This window comes from Mycobacterium intracellulare ATCC 13950, from assembly GCF_000277125.1.
Taxonomy (GTDB): domain Bacteria; phylum Actinomycetota; class Actinomycetes; order Mycobacteriales; family Mycobacteriaceae; genus Mycobacterium; species Mycobacterium intracellulare.
This window is the reverse complement of sequence record NC_016946.1, coordinates 4,140,694-4,157,849: the sequence shown is the minus strand read 5'-3', so window position 1 is coordinate 4,157,849 and position 17,156 is coordinate 4,140,694. Positions and strand designations below refer to the sequence as shown.

The following is a 17,156-nucleotide window of genomic DNA, read 5'->3' as shown; positions in this document are numbered from 1 at the left end:
TCTCGCCGACAAGCCACATCGGCTAATTTTTTCGGCGGCGGCATTGATGCTGCGCGCCGAGCGCCGGGAACGAGAGGGACAGCCGATGGACAGGCCCGGTCCTGACGCGCGACTGGAATCGGCGATGAACACCTCCGGGCGGGCCGCCGCGCTGTTGGTGCTCGTGGTCGCAGCGCTGACGTGGGTGGGCTGGACGGCCGGCATCGAGCGCTTGACGCGGATCTATCCGACCTGGCCGCAGATGATGCCGTGGACCGCGCTGTGGCTGGCCGCGCTGGGCGCGGCGATCCTGCTGCAATGGGGGAGTCCCTCGCGCGAGCGCCGATGGGCCGGACGGTGTTTGGCCGCGGCCGCGGCCGCCTTCGCCGTCCTCGTGCTCGCGGAGTACGCGAGCCTCGGCTCGTTCACCGTGGACAGGATCTGGTTCGGTGAGGCCGTCGGCATGCGCGAGTGGTCGTGGCCGGGGCGCCCGAGCGTTCAGACCGCGTTGTCGGCCCTGCCGTTGGCGACCGCCGTCGCGCTGATCCGGGTGGATCGGTGCACCCGCGCGGTCTGGCCGCTGTGCCTGGCGGCGAGCGCTGCCATCCCGTTCGTCACGGCCGGGGCCTACCTGTTCGACGCGCTGGCGCTGGTGGGGGTCTCGCCGTCAAAGGGCCAGGCGTTCCTGACGGCAGCGGCCCTGTTGCTGCTCGTCGCGGCCACGTCGCTGGCGCGCGTTGACCGGTTTCCGCTCGCGTGGCTGCTCGCGCGGCCCGACCGGTCCTCGCTGGTCCGGTTGCTCGCGATCCTGGCCGGCTTTCCGCTCGTCGTGGCCGTGGTGAGGCCGATCTTTTTGGAGCTCGGCCCGGACGCCAACGCGCAGTGGACCTTCTCGATCCTGCTGGGAACCGCGGTCGTCGGCGCAGTGACCTTCTACTTCAGCCAGCGCGAGCAGCACCTGCTGATCGCCAAGGAGCTGGCCAGCAAGCAACGCGCCGAGGCCGAGACGCGATATCGCATCCTCGCGGACAACGCCGTCGACATCATCGTGCACTTTCGCGGCGGCGGGGTCGCGTGGATCTCCCCGTCCGTGGAACCCGCGCTGGGCGGCCCGCTGTCGAGGTGGACCGGCACGGATTTCGCCCGCCGCATCCACCCCGAGGACCGCGACAAACTCCAAACCGCCCTGCGCCGCATCGCGGGGGGCGAACAGGTGCTCCAACGCTTCCGGGTGTGTTCCCTCGACGGCGAATACCACTGGGTCGACGGTCATGGGAAGCCTTACACCGATGCCCAGGGCAACACCGATGGGCTCATCGCGGCGTTGCGGGTGGTCGACGATCAGGTCGAGGCCGAACAACAATTGGAACGGTTGGCACGGTTCGACACCCTCACCGGCCTGGTGAACCGGGCCGAGGCCCTGGCCCGCCTGGACGCCGCGCTGCGGCAACCGCGGCCTCCCGAAACGCATGTGGGCGTGCTGTTCTGCGACGTTGACCACTTCAAGGCGATCAACGACCGGTGGGGACACGGGACGGGCGACGTCGTGCTGGCGACCGTCGCGGCGCGGATCCGGGCGAGCGTCCGCCGCGAGGACACCGTGGGGCGCACGGGCGGGGACGAAATGCTGATCCTGTTGCCCGGCGTCCGCAGCGCCGACGAGCTCGCCCAGATCGCCGAGAAGATTCGCCGGCGCGTCGCCGAACCCATCCACGTTTCCGGCAACACGATAGGCGCGACCTTGAGCATCGGTGCCACGCTCGCCCTTCCCGCCGAGTCCGTCGACGCGGTCACCGCGCGCGCGGATGAGGCCATGTACCGGGCCAAGTCAGGCGACCGGAACGCCGTCGTGGCGACTTAAGTAGCGAGTGATCGCCAACGGACGAGTCGCATCCGGTAGGTTTCTGGCGACAGCGTCTCGCGTTACAAGAGAGGGCGAATATGTCAAGGACAGTGGTGGTCGGCGCCTCGAGTGGGCTGGGGCGTTGCATCGGGGTCGGTCTCGCGCAGCGCGGCGATCAGGTCGCGTTGCTTGCCCGGCGTCTGCAGCGCATCGAGGCCGCGGCCAAGGAGGCCGGCCCGAACGCGACCGCCATCGAATGCGACGTCACCGACGAGGCGTCCTGCCGGGCGGCGATCGGTCGGGCCGTCGACGCCCTCGGCGGGATCGACAACCTCGTCTACACACCCGCCGTCGGGCCGCTCGTGCGCATGGTGGACACCGACGCCGACACGTGGCGGCGCATCTTCGACACCAATGTGATCGGCGCATCGTTGGTGACGGCCGCGGCGATGCCGCACTTGACCGCGTCGGCCGGCAAGGCGGTGTACCTGTCCTCCGATGCGGGCACCTTCGGACCGCCGTGGCCGGGCCTGGGCGCGTACGGCGTCAGCAAGGCCGCCCTGGAACGGCTCGTGGAGGCGTGGCGGGCCGAACACTCCGACGTCGGCTTCACCAACCTGATCGTCGGGGAGTGCGCGGGCGGCGAGGGCGACGCGGCAACCGGAATGAACGCCGACTGGGATATGGACCTCGCCATGAAGGCGGTTCCGCTGTGGTCGTCGCGCGGCTGCATGCCCGGCAAATTGATGCCGGTTGACGACCTGATCGACGTCGTGCACACCATCCTGCGCACCAACGCCTCGACGTCGATGCCGCTCGTGGTCGCGCGCGGCGCGCCGGCCAGCCCGGCCGCGTTCGCCGAGGCCAACCAGTCCTAGCGCCGGCCGAGCTTCTCGCGCGCGAGGTCGGTGAGGAAGCGCGCCGCCGACGTCGGCCGGAACGCCAGCGCCGCCTCGGTGAGCGCGTCACGGGATTCGGTCGGCAGCTCGATGTCGGCGGCCGCGACGTTGAACTCGAGCTGCTCGACGCTGGACGCGCCGGGGATGGCCACCACGCCCGGGTAGCTGATCAACCAGGCCAGCGCCACCTGTGCCGGCTTGGCGCCGAGTTGCGTTGCGACGTCGCGCAACAACTGCAGCAGCGGCTCGACGCGGCGCAGGTTCTCGGTGCCGAACAACGAGTTCATCGCGCGAACGCCGCCGGGGCGGTTGTCGACGCCGTACTTGCCGCCCAGCAGTCCCTGCTCCAGTGGGCTGTAGGCGATCACGATGCGGTTCTCCCGTTCGGCGAAAGGCACCAGGTTCTTGAGCGCCTTCGGATAGGCGAGCGAGAAATGCACCTGGTTGCTGATCACCGGCCGGCCCAGCGCGGTATCGGCCTTCTGCCATCGCTGCAGCGAATAGTTCGAGACGCCCGCCGCGCCGATCGTCCCGCGGTCCAGCAGGTCCCGCATCCCCGGCATGATCACCGAGTCCGGCACCACCGGGTTGGGCTGGTGGATCTGGTACAGCGGGATGCGGTCCAGTCCCAGCCGCCGGGCGCTGGCTCGCGCGCGTTGCCTGACGACGGCGGGGAAGGGAGCGACCGGCATGATCTTGCTGGCCACCGCCACCTCGGCGCGTTCGTCGCCGAGCGCCTCGCCCAGGATCCGCTCGCTCTTGCCCAACCCGTAGACCTCGGCGGTGTCGAACAGCGTCACCCCCAGGGCTCGGGCGCGCCGCACGATGTCGCCCGCGGCGCCGGCGGCGTAGCTGTCGCCATAACCCCATTCGCGCGAGCCGAACTGCCAGGTGCCCAAGCCGATCCGGCTGACCCGTCCGACCCCGTCGACGTCGACGTATTTCATCCGGTCAGCCTAGTGGCGATCGCAAGCGCGGCGGAGCCGGGCGCGGCGGGTCGCCACGCGTGAGCCGGTGGCGATCGCAAGCGCGGCGGAGCCGGGCGCGGCGGGTCGCCACGCGTGAGCCGGTGGCGATCGCAAGCGCGGCGGAGCCGGGCGCGGCGGGTCGCCGCGCGTGAGCCACTGACCTTGCCTGCCGCTCAGCCCGGAATCTTGCCGAGGATGTAGTTGGCGATGGTGACCGCGGCCAGCCGCGGGCGCTCGCTGTCCGTGGTGCCGCTGGCCGACACGTTCAGGTCGAGGACGACGTTGGCCTTGGCCGCGACCGCTCGCGCCGAGCGCACCTGTATTCCCTTGGGCGTCAGGTCCAATGTGGTGATGCCGTTGCCGGCGTCGGCGGGAGCGCTCACCGCCATCTTGATCGGCTGCCCACCCGAAGCCGTCACGGTGACGGTCGAGCCGCCGCACTGGCGCCATCCGGACAGCAGCGTGTCCAGTTGGGACTGCGCCCCGGCCGGATCGCGGAACGCCGCCACGCCCTGGATGACTTGGATCGACTTGAACATGCTGCGCGTGTCGGTGAACTCGCCGGCGTGATACCCGGTGAAGGAGCCCGGGGTGTAGGCGTCCGGGCTGCCCGCGGCGATGCTTCCCCAGCATTCCGGGCGGTCGATGCTGCCGTCCTGCGCCGAGCGGCCGGGGCTGTTCCACGTCGGACCGACCTCGAGGTTCGCGTCGGAGGTGATGTTCCGCAGCGCGTCCAATCCGGGCAGCAGCGTGGTGATCGTGTCCGGTGGGACGGTCGGGGGCGGCGGCCCGGCCGACGTGGTCGAGTCGCGTGCCGTCCGGTGCGACGACGTGGACCCGCCCAGCGTCGCCCATCCGGCCAGCGCGACGACCGCCAACAGGATGAACACGTACGACAGCGTCACCCCGACCAGGGCGCGGTCGCGGCCGAGTTCGCCGGTGCGCCGGATCCGCGCCAACCCGAGGTGCCCCAGAACCGCTCCGGCGGGAGCGAACACGAACGCGAACACCAGTGACAGCGTCGCGAGGGTGTTGACGGCCGGGCGGTACGGCGGGGTCCCGGGCGGTTCCGCCGGCGGCTCGATCGGCTCCATCGGCTCGATCGGGGGGACCCGGCCGAGCGGGTCGTAACTCAGCGGGTTCTGCCAATACGGGTCCTGGGGGTTGGTCACGCCGTGCCTCCTTCGCGGCCGAACCTGCCCGAAATGTAGCCCACGACCAGGGACACATACCCCACCCGGGCGCGCCCACACCCGTTTGATGGCCGATTTCGCCGGGTAGCCGCTTCGGTGAGCGCGCAGCAGCCCTGCGCGTCGAACCAAGGGAGATGGGAGGGACACCATGGCACGCGCCATCACGTCGCCCACCGACGTGGTCGACTTTCTCGTCAGTCAGCACGAGCAGATCAAGGCGATGTTCGCCGACACCCTGGCGGCGTCCGGAGAAGCACGGGAGAAGGCCTTCGTCGAGCTTCGGCGGCTGCTCGCCGTGCACGAGACCGCGGAGGAGGAAATCGTTCACCCGCGGGCCAAGCGCAAGATCGCCAATGGCACCACCGTGGTCGACAAGCGGCTGCACGAAGAGCACGAGGCCAAGACCGTGCTGCAGCGGCTGGAAAAGCTCGACGTCGACAGCGAGGAATTCACCCGCGAGTTGACCAAGCTGCGCGACGCGGTGATCGACCACGCCGAGCACGAGGAGCACGACGAATTCGCCAAGCTGGGCGAGGAATTGAGCGCCGACGAGCTGGAACGGATGGGCCGCGCCGCGCAGCTCGCCGAAGCCATCGCGCCCACCCGGCCCCACGCCGGTGTGGAATCACAGGTGGCCAACCTGGCCGCGGGCCCGTTCGCCGCGATGCTCGACCGTGCCCGCGACGCCATCGTGGGCAAGGGCTGACGAGCCACCCGAGGCTGGGTACCCCCGCTCGGTGGGGGAGCGGGGGTACCCACGCCGCCACATTCTCATGACAGCCACCGCGAAGGCCCCCGGCGCCGACCGCTATCTCCCCGAGGAGCGGGACATCGACGCGCTGCGCAGCGCGGCCGAAACATGCCACGGCTGTGCGCTTTTCGAAGATGCCACCCAAACCGTGTTCGGCAACGGGCATCCCGGGGCGCCGATCATGTTGGTGGGCGAGCAGCCCGGTGACCAGGAGGACCGCGCCGGTGAGCCGTTCGTCGGGCCGGCGGGCCGACTGCTCGCCCGGGCGCTCGAAGACGCCGGCATCGACCCGGTGCTCACCTATCAGACCAACGCCGTCAAGCATTTCAAGTTCACCCGCAAGGGTGGCAAACGGCGCATCCACCAAAAGCCCGGCCGCACCGAGGTCGTCGCCTGCCGGCCCTGGCTGATCGCCGAGATCGAGGCCGTGCAGCCCGAGGTCATCGTGTGCCTGGGGGCAACGGCCGCACAATCGTTGCTGGGCACCACCTTTCGGGTTTCCGAGCAGCGGGGCCGGGAGCTGAAGCTCCCGGAGTCCGTCGACATCGCAAGGACGCCCGAGCCCATCGTGGTGGCGACCGTGCACCCGTCGTCGGTGTTGCGCGACCGCAGCGACCGCCGCGACGAGGTCTACCAGTCGTTCGTCGACGACCTGCGCATCGCCCGCTCCGGGCTGGCGTAGCCGCTCGGCCGACCCGGCCGGGTCAGCTCTTCTTGTGCGGCATGAACTCCTGCATCTTGGTTTTCAGGCCAACCTTGACGAAGCCCACACGGTCCTCGTCACCGGACAACACCGCGGTGGTGGCCGACTTGAACTGCTCCCAGGTGGCGTGCGGCGGGATGGGCGGCATGTCGGGATCGGTGAAGACGTCCAGCACGGTGGGGCGGTCGGCCGACAAGGCATTGCGCCACGCGTCGGACAATTCGTCCGGATCCTTGATCGCCATGGCGTTCAGGCCCAGGCTGGCCGCGAACGCGGCGAAGTCGACGTCGGGAAGGTTTTGGGACTCCGCGAATTTCGGGGCGCCGGCCATCGCACGCATCTCCCAGGTCACCTGGTTGAGGTCGTTGTTGTGCAGGATCGCGATGATCAGGCGGGGGTCTTTCCACTCGCTCCAGTAGCGCTTAATCGTGATCAGCTCGGCCATGCCGTTCATCTGCATGGCGCCGTCGCCCGCGAACACGATGACCGGCCGGTCCGGGTGGCCGAATTTCGCGCCGATGCCGTAGGGAACCCCGGGGCCCATCGTCGCCAGCGTCCCCGACAGCGAGCCGCGCATGTTGCCGCGGAAGCGCAGGTTGCGCGCGTACCAGTTGGCCGACGAGCCGGAATCGGCTGTGACGATGGCGTTCTCGGGCAGCTGCGGGGACAGCTCGGAGAACAGCCGCATGGGGTTGATCGGGTCGGCGCTGACCATGGCTTCCTTGTCCATCGTCTCCCACCAGCGCGCCACGTTCTTCTCGACGCCTTCGCGCCACGACCGGTCCTCCTTGCGGCGCAGGTGCGGAATCAGGGCGCGCAGTGCGGATTTCGCGTCGGCGACCAGGTTGACCTCGTACGGGTAGCGCATCCCGATCATTCGCCCGTCGATGTCGATCTGCACCGCCCGGCACTGGTCGAACTGCGGCAAGAACTGCGTGTAGGGGAAACTGGATCCGACGGTGAGCAGCGTGTCGCAGCCCATCATCAGCTCGTAGCTCGGCCGCGTTCCCAGCAGCCCGATCGATCCTGTGACCCAAGGCAATTCGTCCGAAAGGACGTCCTTGCCCAACAGCGCCTTGGCCGCGCCGGCGCCGAGCAGGTCGGCGACCTCGGCCAGCTCTTCGTGGGCCCCGCGCGCCCCGGTGCCCACCAGCATGGCGACCTTCTTGCCGGCGTTGAGGACGTCGGCGGCGCGCGCGATGGCGGCGTCGTCGGGGGCGATGTCTGGGTACTCGATGCCCAGGCTGGAGGGCACCATCTTGAACGCGTGCTCGGGCGGCGAGTACGGCAGCTCCTGGACGTCGCTGGGGATGATCAACGCCGTCGGCGCCCGCTGGGTCATCGCGATGCGGATCGCGCGGTCCAGCACGTTGGGCAATTGCTCGGGGACGGTGACCATTTGGACGTAGTCGCTGGCGACGTCCTTGAACAGGTTCAGCAGGTCGACCTCCTGCTGGTAGTTGCCGCCCATGGCGCTGCGGTTGGTTTGACCGACGATCGCCACCACCGGGACATGGTCGAGTTTGGCGTCGTAGAGGCCGTTGAGCAGGTGGACCGCGCCGGGGCCCGATGTCGCCGCGCAGACGCCCACTCGGCCGGTGAACTTCGCGTAGCCGACCGCCTCGAAGGCGCTCATCTCCTCGTGTCGCGACTGAATGAACTGGGGCTTGTTATCCGCCCGGCCCCATGCGGCGAGCAGGCCGTTGATGCCGTCGCCCGGGTAGCCGAACACGTGCTCGACGCCCCACGCCCGCAACCGTTCCAGCAGGTAGTCGGAGACCTCTTGTTTGGACATGTTGTTCCCTCCTGGGCAGACGGTTCTTCAGTGCTGGCGGGTGGGCGTGTGTGGCTGTTGGTTGAACCACCTGCAGGCAGGCGTGACTACGGCAGGCGGCCGCGCATGGGCGGCTTTGGCACTTCCCACAGGTGCCGGGTTACCCGCAAAGAGGGTTGTTATTCCCCTTCACGGTCCGCCCGGTGGACTCACAGCGAGTTAACAGCTGGCGGTGGGGAATCGTTCATGCCGTCTTGCGCAGGCCGGACGATCCGTTGGCGCTGTCGGCCTTGGCCAGGCGCCGGATCAGCATTCGAGTGGCCTTGTCCAGAATCTCCTGCGCCAGGTCGGGCGATTTGGCGCGCTCGGCGCGGCGCGCCGCCGCGGCGATGGTCAGACCCTGCTCATAGCCGGTGACGACGCGGGGATCCACGTAGGAACCGCGCGCCACCGCGGGCGTGTTGCCCAGCTCCTCGGCGACCTCTTTCATCACGGCGGCCTCGACGCGCTTGGCCACCCGGCCCGATACCGCCGGGTCGGCGTCGGCGAAGGCCGCGGCCGCCAGCACCGTGCCGTGCCACGTTCGCAGGTCCTTGACGGTGTAGTCGTCGCCGGCCAGCTCCTTGAATCGGGCGTTGAGGTCATCGGCGCGCACATCGATCCACCCGGAAGAGTTGCGGCACACCAGCAATCGCTCGGTGCGGTCGGGCCTGCGCATCAGCGCACGCACCGCGCGGACCACGTCGGGGTCCTCGATTTCCACGGTGCGACGAACCCCGCTCTTGGCCGGAAAGTCGAATTCGACGGCGTCGCGCCGGACCACCACGTGCTCACATAGCAGGGTGGACAACCCGTAGGACTCGTGTTCCTCGGCGTATTGCTCGCCGCCGGCGCGGAAGTAACCGCGGTCGAGCAGCCGCAGCGCGAGCGCCAGCACCCGCTTGCGGGTCAGGCCTTGGCGCGCAAGGTCTTTGGCGATCTCGGCGCGGCACGCGGGAAGCCGCGTCGACAGTTCCAGCACCCGGTCGAACTTCTCCTCGGCGCGTTCGGCCTGCCACGCGGAGTGGTAGAGGTACTGCCGGCGGCCGGCGGCGTCGACGCCGACGGCCTGGATGTGGCCGTTCGGATGCGGCGAGATCCACACCTTCTTCCACGCCGGCGGGATGACCAGATCCTTGATGCGCTGCAGGGTTTCCGGATCGGAAACCGGCTTGCCGCCCGGCTCGTAGTACGAGAAGCCCTTTCCGCGACGCTTGCGCGCGATTCCCGGCTTGCTCAGCACGCTGCGACGCAGTCGCATCATCGGCCCTCCACTCCCGTTCGCCGCCCGCACCGATATTCGCCAGAAGTACCCGCCCGCAAAGCCGTTCACACGGGTCCTCGGGGGTCAACGCGGAAACGACCCGCCACAACGTCGTGGCGGGTCGTCTCGTGGGCTGGATCAGCCGGCCATGAACTCGTGGTAGGCCGACTCCAGGTACGGCGGCAGGGCGGTGACGTTGCACTGCCGTTCGGTCTCGCCGATCGGCGCCAGGATGCCGCGCAGGTCGTAGTACTCCTGCGGGTGCCCGGTGAAGTAGCTGCGCAGGCTCGATGCGGCCTCGGGGCGCGGCTGGCCATAGGCGGCCGTCACCACCTGGTTGGCCCCGGGGTGCGCAGCCAGATACTGCTCGGCGGATCCTTGCACCGAGGAGACGGTGGAGTTCACACCGGCGGGGCTGCAGTCGGGTGCCGCGGCAGCCGACGGCGCGCCGACGATGCCCATGGCCATCCCCCCGAGCAGGCAGCCGGCGCTGACTCCGGCCACTCGGCGGCGCGCGACAATACTGCTGATTTTCATGATGTTTGTTGTCCTTCGAAACGAAATGGATTTCTTTCGACTGAGGCTCCCGATCCTCGAAATCCAAAGTAGCGGAGGCAAACAGTGGCGATGTTCGCTGACGACGAACGACGGGGCGCGCTTGGGCCGCTGAGGGCGCTCGCGGCCGTCTTTGCTAAGCGAACCGTGAAGCGGTCCGCAAATTTCTAAGAGAACGCACCCGTTCTTAACCAATCGTGATGTCGATCGTGACGCAATCGTTATTCGGGGTGCGGCCCACCGTGGACGGTTGATCATGCCGTGCGACGGGTATCCCGGACCGTCCCCGCGATACGAGGGCGAAAGGTGGGCATCGGGGTGGGCATTGCGGCGCGTGCGCAGCGGGTGGTGGCGCTGACGGCATGGGCTTTTGCGGTGTGGATCCTGCTGACCTGGACCCCGACAGTGGAAAACCTGCTGGTCGGCCTGGTGGTGGCGGTGGGGTGCGGGTTCGCTTTCGCTCCGCTGGGCCCGGTCGCCGGGCCGTGGTCGGCGTTGGCGCCTCGCCGTCTCGCCGCATTGGTGGCGCTCGCGGCCGCCTGTGCGGCGCGCATCGTGGCCGCCAACCTGTCGCTGTCGCGCCGCATCTTGTCGCCGTCGCGGCCGCTGCGCTCGGGCATGATCATCGCGCCGACCCAGGCGCGCTCCGACGGGGAACTCGCCGCGACGGGCCTGCTGACGTCCCTGGTCGTGGACAACCAGTTCGTCGACCTCGATCGCGGCCGGCACCTGTTGCAGTATCACGCGATGGCCGTGCCGCGCGGCCCGGCGCGGGAATCGGTGAACGGGCCGCTGGAGAGCCGAGTGATCGCGGTGAGCCGGTCTCGGGGCGGGACAAGCGGATGAGCGGCGTGCTTTCGGGGGTCTGCATCGCGCAGCTGCTGGTGGCGTGCGTCCTGCTGATTCGGCTGGCGCGGGGGCCGTCGGTGTCGGATCGCGTGGTCGCGCTGAACACCATCTCCACGCAGTGCGCGCTGGTGGTGTTGTTCTACGCCGCCGTGGCCGAACGCGCGATTTATCTGGACGTGGCGCTGTGGCTGGCCTCGTTCAGTTACCTCGGCGCGCTGGTGTGGGCGCGGTACCTGGAGCGGGGTCTGCTGTGAGCTCCGTCGTCACCGACGCACTAGTGATCGTCTTATGCGTTGTGGGAGTGTTCTTTTCGCTGAGCGGGGCGATCGGCATCCTGCGCATGCCCGACGTCTACACGCGAATCCAGTGTTCCTCCAAGACAATCACCGCCGGCGCGTTACCGCTGTTGGCCGGTCTGGCGGTGGCCAAAGGGCCTTTCACCGAGTACGGCTCGAGGGCGCTGCTGGTCGCCGTGTTGCTCCTGCTGGTCAATCCGATCGCCGCGCACGCGTTGGCGCGGGCGGCGTACAAGACCGGGGTGCCGATGTGGCACGGCGCGGTCATCGACCAGCCCGAGGGGCCCGGAGCGGGCCGGTGACATCGCTGTGGGCGGTCGACTATCTGTGCCTGGCGCTGGTCGTCGGCTGCGCGGTGCTGGTGGTGTTCCTGCGCAGCATCACCGGTTCGGTGATGGCCCTGTCGGCGATGGGCACCGTGCTGGGCGCGCTGTTCGTGGTCATGGCCGCGCCGGACGTCGCGCTCGCCACGGTCGCGGTCGGCGCGATCGCCCAGCCGGTCCTGTACCTGATCGCCATCGGGAAGATTCGCACCGACGTTTTCGACGCCGGTGAGCTGGGCGAGGCCCTCGACGATGGTGGTGCCCGCGATGACTGATCGACGATCCCCGCGCGAGGCCGGGTGGCATCGCGCGTGGCTGGGCGGGCTGCTGGTCGGCGGTTTCGCCGCCGTGGTGGCCGTCGGCTTCACGGCCTTGCCCGACGGTTCAAACGCGTTGCCGGACATCGCAAGACACGCGATGGCGATCGCGCTGCCGCGGTGGGGGACCACCGAGGTGGTCAGCGAAGTGGTCTACGGCAGCCGAGCCTTCGACACCTTCGGCGAGACGTTTTTGTTGCTGGCCGCCGTCGTCGCGGTGCTGCTGCTCTCGCGGGGCCGCGAACCGCGATCGGAGTTCGTCGGCGAAGCCAGCGCCGGGCGCGCCGAGCAGGAGAAGGCCGACCCCGACGAAGGCCCCGACCGGCGGGAGTCACAGGCGCGTGCGGCGGAAGACCAAGAGCGCCGGGACGAGCCGGAGCCCGCCCCCGAGCACGCCGACGACGACGCGCTGGGCGCGCCCGCCCCGGAGCGAGCGGTCGCGATGACGGTGGTGGTGCGAGTGGGCGCGCGCGTCGCGGCGGTCATCCTGGCGGTCGCCGGGGTCTACCTGGCCGCGTGGGGCTACACGCCCGGCGGCGGTTTTCCCGCCGGGGTGGTGCTGGCGGGCTGCGTCGTCCTGCTCTATACGGCGCTCGGGCACCGCGCGGTGCGCGCCGCGGTGCGCCCGGCGACGCTGGAGGTCGCCGAAATGGCCGGTGCCGCAGCCATTGTCGCGGTTGGCCTGGTGGGCATGTGGCTGACCGGTTCATTCCTGGACAATTGGCTTCCGCTGGCGCCCCAACAGACGATCCGCGCCGGTGGCACGCTGCAGGTGATCTCGGCCGCCGAGTTGGTGGAGGTGGCCACCGGCATCACGATCGCGGTGTTCGCGTTGCTGGGCATGGGACATGACTGGACACCCGACGAGGACGAATCATGATCGTCGCCAACTACGTCGCCGCCGGGGTGTTGTTCTGCCTCGGTTTGTTCGCGGTGACGTCGCGCCGCAACCTGATCAAAATCGTCCTCGGCCTGTCACTGATGGAGTCCTCGACCTATCTGCTGCTGGTGTCGATGGCCTATCGCAACGACTCGACCGCGCCGGTGCTCGCCGGGCTGCCGGGCGGGCGCACTCAAAAAGACCTGGTTGCCGGGAATGTGGCCGATCCGGTGCTGCAGAACTTCTGCATCACCGCGGTGGTCATCGGGGTGGCCATCACCGCGGTGTTCTTGACGGTGGTGGTCCGGGTTGCCCAGCACTACCGCAGCGTCGACGCGGCGGACCTGACCGAGCTGCGGGGCTGAGCCGGTGCCGACGCCCGCGCAGCTGCTCCCGTTGCCAGTGGTGCTCCCGCTGATCGGCGCGGTGCTGGCCCCGCTGGCCGCCCGGCGGGCGCGGCGGGCGCCGCTGTGGGTGGCGGTGACCGCGTTGAGCGCATCGCTGGCGGTGCTGCTGGGCGTCGCCGCGCGCGTGTTCGCCGGTACCGGTCATCTGTTGACGCACTTCCTGTCCAACGAACACCCGGTGCGGGGTGCGTCGCTCGGAATCGCCTTGGTGGCAGACCCTTTCGGGCTCACCTTCGCCACGCTGGCCGCCGGGGTGGGCATCGTGTTGGTGGTCAGCGCGCTTTCCGAACTCGGAGACCTCGGCCGCCGAGAGCTGGGTGGCCTGGCCTGCCTGGTGCAGCTGCTGTTGGCTGCGCTGATCGGGGCCGCGCTCACCGCCGACACGGTCAATCTGTTCGTCTGGTTCGAGGTGGCCGCGCTGGCCAGCTACGGCCTGACCGGTTTCTTTCTGGAACGCCCCATCGCGGTGGAGGCCGCCTTCAAAAACCTGGTCCTCACCAGCATCGCCGGCTTCTCGGTTTTCATCGGCAGCGCGATGCTCTACTCGGCGACCGGGGCGCTGAACTTCGGGCAACTGCACGGCGCCGTCGCCACCGGTGCCACCAGGGCGACGCTGCTCGCGGTCGCGTTTCTGGTGGCGGGCTTCGCGACCAAGGCCGGCCTGGTGCCGTTCCACGCCTGGCTGCCCGACACTCACACCCCCGTCCCGGGCGCCGTGTCGGCGCTGTTCTCGGCGCTGATGGTCGACCTCGGGGTGGTGGCGCTGGCCCGCCTCAGGCTGCAGGTATTCGTGAACCTGCCGTCGCTGCCGGCGCTGCTGACCGGACTCGGCCTGGCCTCGGCGCTGGTCGGCGCGGCGATGGCGTTGCTGCAAGACGACCTCAAGCGATTGCTGGCCTGGGACACCGTCGCCCAAACCGGAGTCCTGACAACGGGATTCGCGAGCAGGACCGCGGACGGCGTCGCGGGTGCGGTCTATCACCTGGTCAACCACGGACTGTTCAAGGCGCTGCTATTCCTGTGCGCCGGCGCGGTGGTGCACGCCACCGGGCTGACCAAGCTCTCCGAGATGGGCGGGCTGGTGCGTCGGCGTCCGCTGCTGACCGCGGCGTTCACGGTCGGGGTGTTGTCGATCGCCGGCCTGCCGCCGCTGAACGGATATGCCTCACTTGGCTTGATACACAAGGGTTTGTCCGACCGGCCCGCCGTGCTGGGCTGTGCGCTGCTGGCGCAGGTCCTGACCGTCGCCGCCCTGGGGCGCGCCGCATACCTGGGCTTCTACCGCCGCCGGAACCGGGCATACGCCCATTTGGAGCCGATCCGGCCGGGCATGAAGGCCAGCCTGATCATGTTGAGCGCGTGCTGCCTGGGCTTCGGCGTGTTGGCCGGCCCGTTCGTCGCGCACGTCGCCGGCCCCGCTACCGCCGGGCTGCTCGACCCGGCCGGATATGCGGCGGGCGCCCTGGGGTCGGCGGTCACGCTGCCGAACCCCGGCGTGGGATTCGGCTATGTCGAACCGAAGACGTTGGGAAGCATCGCCATCGAGCTGATCCTCGGGGTGGCGCTGCTGGTGCTGGCGCTGCGGCGCGACGGCGTTGCGCGATCGCTGGGGTGGCTGCGGCGCGTCCACACCGGGAGCATCAACGACTACGCCGCGTTCGTCACCGGCGGGATGATCGTCGTCAGTTGTGCGCTGCTGCTGTGAGCTAAGCCCCGCCGGGTTTTTCGCCGTCGGCCGCATGGTGCCCGTCGGTGCTCGGCGCCAATGTCCGCAGCCACGTGTCGACGTCGGGACCGACGACCACCGCGTGCCCGGACGCCAACAGCGCCCCGTTGGCGAGCGCGGCCACCGCGGGCCGCACGGTCCGCACCTGCCGGCCATCGCCTTGCTGGGCAAGCAGTTTCGATGTCAGTTCGGGCAGGCGAATGGGGTGCGGGCCGGTGATGGTGCGCGGGGTGTGCGACTGTCCCAGCGCCGCCTCGACGAGGACGTCGGCGACGGTGTCGGCGGCGATCGGCTGAATCAGCCAGTCCTCGACGATCACCTCGTCACCGTCGCAGCTCACCGCATCGCAGTGGGTGGCGCATTCATACCACTGGGTGGACTTCACGATCGTGGTCGGCACCGGGCCGTCGAGCACGATGTTCTTCGCCGCCCGTTTGCCTTCGTAGTAGGGGATGCCGTCGAATTCCGGGTCGTCGATGCCCGCGATCGTCGGCACCACCAGGCGGTGCACCTCCTGGATGGCACAGGCGCCCACGATGTTGTGCGAGGCGGTGGCCAGAGATTGGCCGATGTCGGACGGCTCGGGCGGCACCGGATCGGACACGTCGATCGCGACGTCCACCCCCTGGAGCGCCTCGCACAGGTCCAACCCGCTGAACACATCGACGCCCTGCTCGCGTGAGATCTCGACCACCGCGACGTCGCGCGACCTCAGCCGGGCGACAACGCGGGACCCGGCCGTGCCGGTGGCCCCTATCACGGCGATGGTGGTCACCGCCTTCACCCCCCTTCGCGCCGCCGGCTAGTACTACTACCCGGTAAAAGCCCGTTCAAACCGACCGATCGACGCTCCGATACGTTGGGGCGTGGATGCGACGGCGGGGCGTTTGGCGAGGCGTGCGGCGGGAACGCCCTAGGTGCCATCGAGCGCAAGCTCACTCACCACCGAGAGGGAGGTCGACCCATGGGGGACCAGAAGAGCGGGCCGCAGGAAGCGGTGCAGGGCGCCGTCGAGGGCGTGAAGGGCAAGGCCAAGGAGGTCGGCGGGGCCGTGCTCGGCCGTGACGACCTTGCCGACGAGGGCCGGGCCCAGCAAGACAAAGCCGACGCCCAACGCGACGCGGGCAAGAAGGAAGCCGAAGCCGAGTCGGCGCGGGCCGGCGCGGACGCGGCCGAAGAGCGCCAGAAGAAAAACCAGTAAGCCGCTTGCTCGAGGGGGCGGGTCGGGCCCGGTTTCAAACCGCCGCTCCCGGTTATCCCTGCCGTGTCCCGCTGGAGCGGGCGGGCGGTGGATGAGCGAGGTGGACATGAACCTTCAAGCTCGGGTGTCCAGGGTTGTCGCGTTTCTGCGTGCGGGCTGCCCGCCGCTCGCCCCGGCCACGGGGTACGCACCGCTGCTGGCGTTGTTGCCGCGACGGGTGGCCGACGACGAGGTCATGGCCATCGCCCGCAAACTTGTTGCGCCCCAGCATCACCCGGTCGACAGCGCCGACGTCGGAGTGGAGATCATCAGGGTCACCGGCGAGGCGCCGTCGACGTACGACATCGAGCGTGTCCTGGGTGCCATGAAATCGGCCGGCGATCGCCCCGTGCTGACGCCGCGGGCTCAGACTCGCTGGAGGTCCACCACCAGCGGTCGGTGATCGGAAATCGGCATGGGGCTGGCGTCGACCGCTCCGCCGCGCAGCCGGGGATCGTCGGTCAAGATGTGATCGAGCTGGCGGTTGGGGTTATCGGCGGGAAACGTTTCGGCGGTGGCCAACGCCCGCATACCCGACCAGCGGCCAACGGTTTTCGGCGTCATGTTCAGGTCGCCGGTCAGTAGCCGTGGACCGGGGAAGCCGCGCAGGTCATGAATCACCCGCAGCAGCTGGCGCCTGTTCCAGCCCGGAACGAAGGACAAATGCGTGTTGGCCACCGTCAGCCCGCCCATCGGGGTGCGCAGCTGCGCGATGACCGCCGCCCGCGGCTCCTCGTCGACGATCATCACCCGGTTGGGGCCGGGCAGGTACATCGGAAACCGCATCGGGATGCGGGGCAGTCGCAACACCTGCCAACTGGCCACGGGGTATCGGGACAGCAGGGCGATTCCGTACGCGGCTGTCCCGGGTTGTTCCCGGCCGGTGGCGGCCATCCAGGTCGCGCCCGGGGTACCGGAAATCGCCGCCACGAACCGGTGCTCGACCGCGCCCATGGCCTCGGCCGCCGCGGCGGTCAGGTCGGCCCGCTCGGAGCGTGGCTGATCGCAGTCGACCTCCTGCAGGCTGAGCACGTCCGGATCGAGACGGCGCACGCAATCGCGCAGGCGCGCAACGTCGACACCGTCCCCGACCGTGCGGCCGTGCAGGATGTTGAAGGTCGCCACGCGCATAGGTTTTCACCTACCCACT

General features: G+C 69.4%; 20 protein-coding genes. 13 read left to right on the top strand and 7 right to left on the bottom strand.

Annotation, left to right across the window (positions count from 1 at the left end; all coding sequences use genetic code 11):
- Positions 1-46 precede the first annotated feature (46 nt).
- Both OCU_RS44105 and OCU_RS44100 read left to right on the top strand, forming a co-directional pair.
- On the top strand, positions 47-1,840 hold the full coding sequence (locus OCU_RS44105; RefSeq protein WP_014380872.1) for a sensor domain-containing diguanylate cyclase: 1,794 nt from the start codon (positions 47-49) through the stop codon (positions 1,838-1,840).
- Between the two features lie 92 nt (positions 1,841-1,932).
- On the top strand, positions 1,933-2,700 hold the full coding sequence (locus tag OCU_RS44100; RefSeq protein WP_008259541.1) for an SDR family oxidoreductase: 768 nt from the start codon (positions 1,933-1,935) through the stop codon (positions 2,698-2,700).
- Here OCU_RS44100 and OCU_RS44095 read toward each other — a convergent pair.
- Both OCU_RS44095 and OCU_RS44090 read right to left on the bottom strand, forming a co-directional pair.
- Entirely contained in the window at positions 2,697-3,668 is a 972-nt protein-coding gene (locus OCU_RS44095; RefSeq protein ID WP_009954043.1) for an aldo/keto reductase, read from the bottom strand. The genes OCU_RS44100 and OCU_RS44095 overlap by 4 nt on opposite strands.
- Positions 3,669-3,862: 194 nt before the next feature.
- Complete coding sequence (locus tag OCU_RS44090) at positions 3,863-4,861, bottom strand: sensor domain-containing protein (protein WP_009956822.1); 999 nt, start codon at positions 4,859-4,861, stop codon at positions 3,863-3,865.
- Positions 4,862-5,030: 169 nt separating this feature from the next.
- Here OCU_RS44090 and OCU_RS44085 point away from each other — a divergent pair, with 169 nt between their 5' ends.
- Both OCU_RS44085 and OCU_RS44080 read left to right on the top strand, forming a co-directional pair.
- On the top strand, positions 5,031-5,588 hold the full coding sequence (locus tag OCU_RS44085; protein ID WP_014380870.1) for a hemerythrin domain-containing protein: 558 nt from the start codon (positions 5,031-5,033) through the stop codon (positions 5,586-5,588).
- A gap of 67 nt (positions 5,589-5,655) precedes the next feature.
- The gene (locus OCU_RS44080) at positions 5,656-6,315 is read left to right on the top strand and encodes a UdgX family uracil-DNA binding protein (protein ID WP_009956825.1); all 660 of its coding nucleotides are present in this window, start codon (positions 5,656-5,658) and stop codon (positions 6,313-6,315) included.
- 22 nt (positions 6,316-6,337) lie between these two features.
- Here the strand turns inward: OCU_RS44080 and OCU_RS44075 are convergent, their stop codons facing one another.
- From OCU_RS44075 to OCU_RS44065, 3 genes are all read right to left on the bottom strand, one after another.
- A complete protein-coding gene (locus OCU_RS44075) occupies positions 6,338-8,131 on the bottom strand; it encodes a thiamine pyrophosphate-requiring protein (protein WP_009956826.1) in 1,794 nt (597 codons plus the stop codon).
- Between the two features lie 223 nt (positions 8,132-8,354).
- Positions 8,355-9,410: a DNA topoisomerase IB gene (locus tag OCU_RS44070; RefSeq protein ID WP_036397574.1), complete on the bottom strand. Its 1,056-nt coding sequence runs from the start codon at positions 9,408-9,410 to the stop codon at positions 8,355-8,357.
- Between the two features lie 141 nt (positions 9,411-9,551).
- Positions 9,552-9,950, bottom strand: a complete 399-nt coding sequence (locus OCU_RS44065) for a heme-binding protein (protein WP_008259529.1) — start codon at positions 9,948-9,950, stop codon at positions 9,552-9,554.
- Between the two features lie 324 nt (positions 9,951-10,274).
- Here OCU_RS44065 and OCU_RS44060 point away from each other — a divergent pair, with 324 nt between their 5' ends.
- Genes OCU_RS44060 through OCU_RS44030 form a run of 7 tightly spaced genes read left to right on the top strand, consistent with a single transcriptional unit; the run spans position 10,275 to position 14,745 of the window.
- A complete protein-coding gene (locus OCU_RS44060) occupies positions 10,275-10,814 on the top strand; it encodes a Na+/H+ antiporter subunit E (RefSeq protein ID WP_014380868.1) in 540 nt (179 codons plus the stop codon).
- Positions 10,811-11,071, top strand: coding sequence for a monovalent cation/H+ antiporter complex subunit F (locus OCU_RS44055; protein ID WP_009956830.1), 261 nt, complete (start codon positions 10,811-10,813; stop codon positions 11,069-11,071). Before OCU_RS44060 ends, OCU_RS44055 begins: the two co-directional genes overlap by 4 nt.
- A gap of 47 nt (positions 11,072-11,118) precedes the next feature.
- Positions 11,119-11,415, top strand: coding sequence for a monovalent cation/H(+) antiporter subunit G (gene mnhG / locus OCU_RS44050; RefSeq protein WP_009956831.1), 297 nt, complete (start codon positions 11,119-11,121; stop codon positions 11,413-11,415).
- Positions 11,412-11,711, top strand: a complete 300-nt coding sequence (locus OCU_RS44045) for a Na(+)/H(+) antiporter subunit B (RefSeq protein WP_009956832.1) — start codon at positions 11,412-11,414, stop codon at positions 11,709-11,711. The genes mnhG and OCU_RS44045 overlap by 4 nt, the downstream gene beginning before the upstream one ends.
- On the top strand, positions 11,689-12,633 hold the full coding sequence (locus tag OCU_RS44040) for an MnhB domain-containing protein (protein WP_029385357.1): 945 nt from the start codon (positions 11,689-11,691) through the stop codon (positions 12,631-12,633). The genes OCU_RS44045 and OCU_RS44040 overlap by 23 nt, the downstream gene beginning before the upstream one ends.
- Positions 12,630-12,998, top strand: a complete 369-nt coding sequence (locus OCU_RS44035; RefSeq protein ID WP_014380866.1) for a sodium:proton antiporter — start codon at positions 12,630-12,632, stop codon at positions 12,996-12,998. Before OCU_RS44040 ends, OCU_RS44035 begins: the two co-directional genes overlap by 4 nt.
- Positions 12,999-13,002: 4 nt before the next feature.
- The gene (locus OCU_RS44030; RefSeq protein WP_014380865.1) at positions 13,003-14,745 is read left to right on the top strand and encodes a complex I subunit 5 family protein; all 1,743 of its coding nucleotides are present in this window, start codon (positions 13,003-13,005) and stop codon (positions 14,743-14,745) included.
- A 1-nt stretch (position 14,746) separates the two neighbouring features.
- On the opposite strand, the gene OCU_RS44025 is transcribed toward OCU_RS44030, so the two are convergent.
- A complete protein-coding gene (locus OCU_RS44025; RefSeq protein ID WP_009957448.1) occupies positions 14,747-15,550 on the bottom strand; it encodes an SDR family oxidoreductase in 804 nt (267 codons plus the stop codon).
- Between the two features lie 180 nt (positions 15,551-15,730).
- On the opposite strand from OCU_RS44025, the gene mbp1 reads away from it, so the two are divergent.
- The gene (gene mbp1 / locus OCU_RS44020) at positions 15,731-15,967 is read left to right on the top strand and encodes a microaggregate-binding protein 1 (RefSeq protein ID WP_008259513.1); all 237 of its coding nucleotides are present in this window, start codon (positions 15,731-15,733) and stop codon (positions 15,965-15,967) included.
- 106 nt (positions 15,968-16,073) lie between these two features.
- Entirely contained in the window at positions 16,074-16,409 is a 336-nt protein-coding gene (locus OCU_RS44015; protein ID WP_044059244.1) for a DUF3349 domain-containing protein, read from the top strand.
- Here the strand turns inward: OCU_RS44015 and OCU_RS44010 are convergent.
- Complete coding sequence (locus tag OCU_RS44010) at positions 16,373-17,137, bottom strand: endonuclease/exonuclease/phosphatase family protein (protein ID WP_008259511.1); 765 nt, start codon at positions 17,135-17,137, stop codon at positions 16,373-16,375. The two genes, OCU_RS44015 and OCU_RS44010, sit on opposite strands and share 37 nt — an antisense overlap.
- Positions 17,138-17,156: the final 19 nt, after the last annotated feature.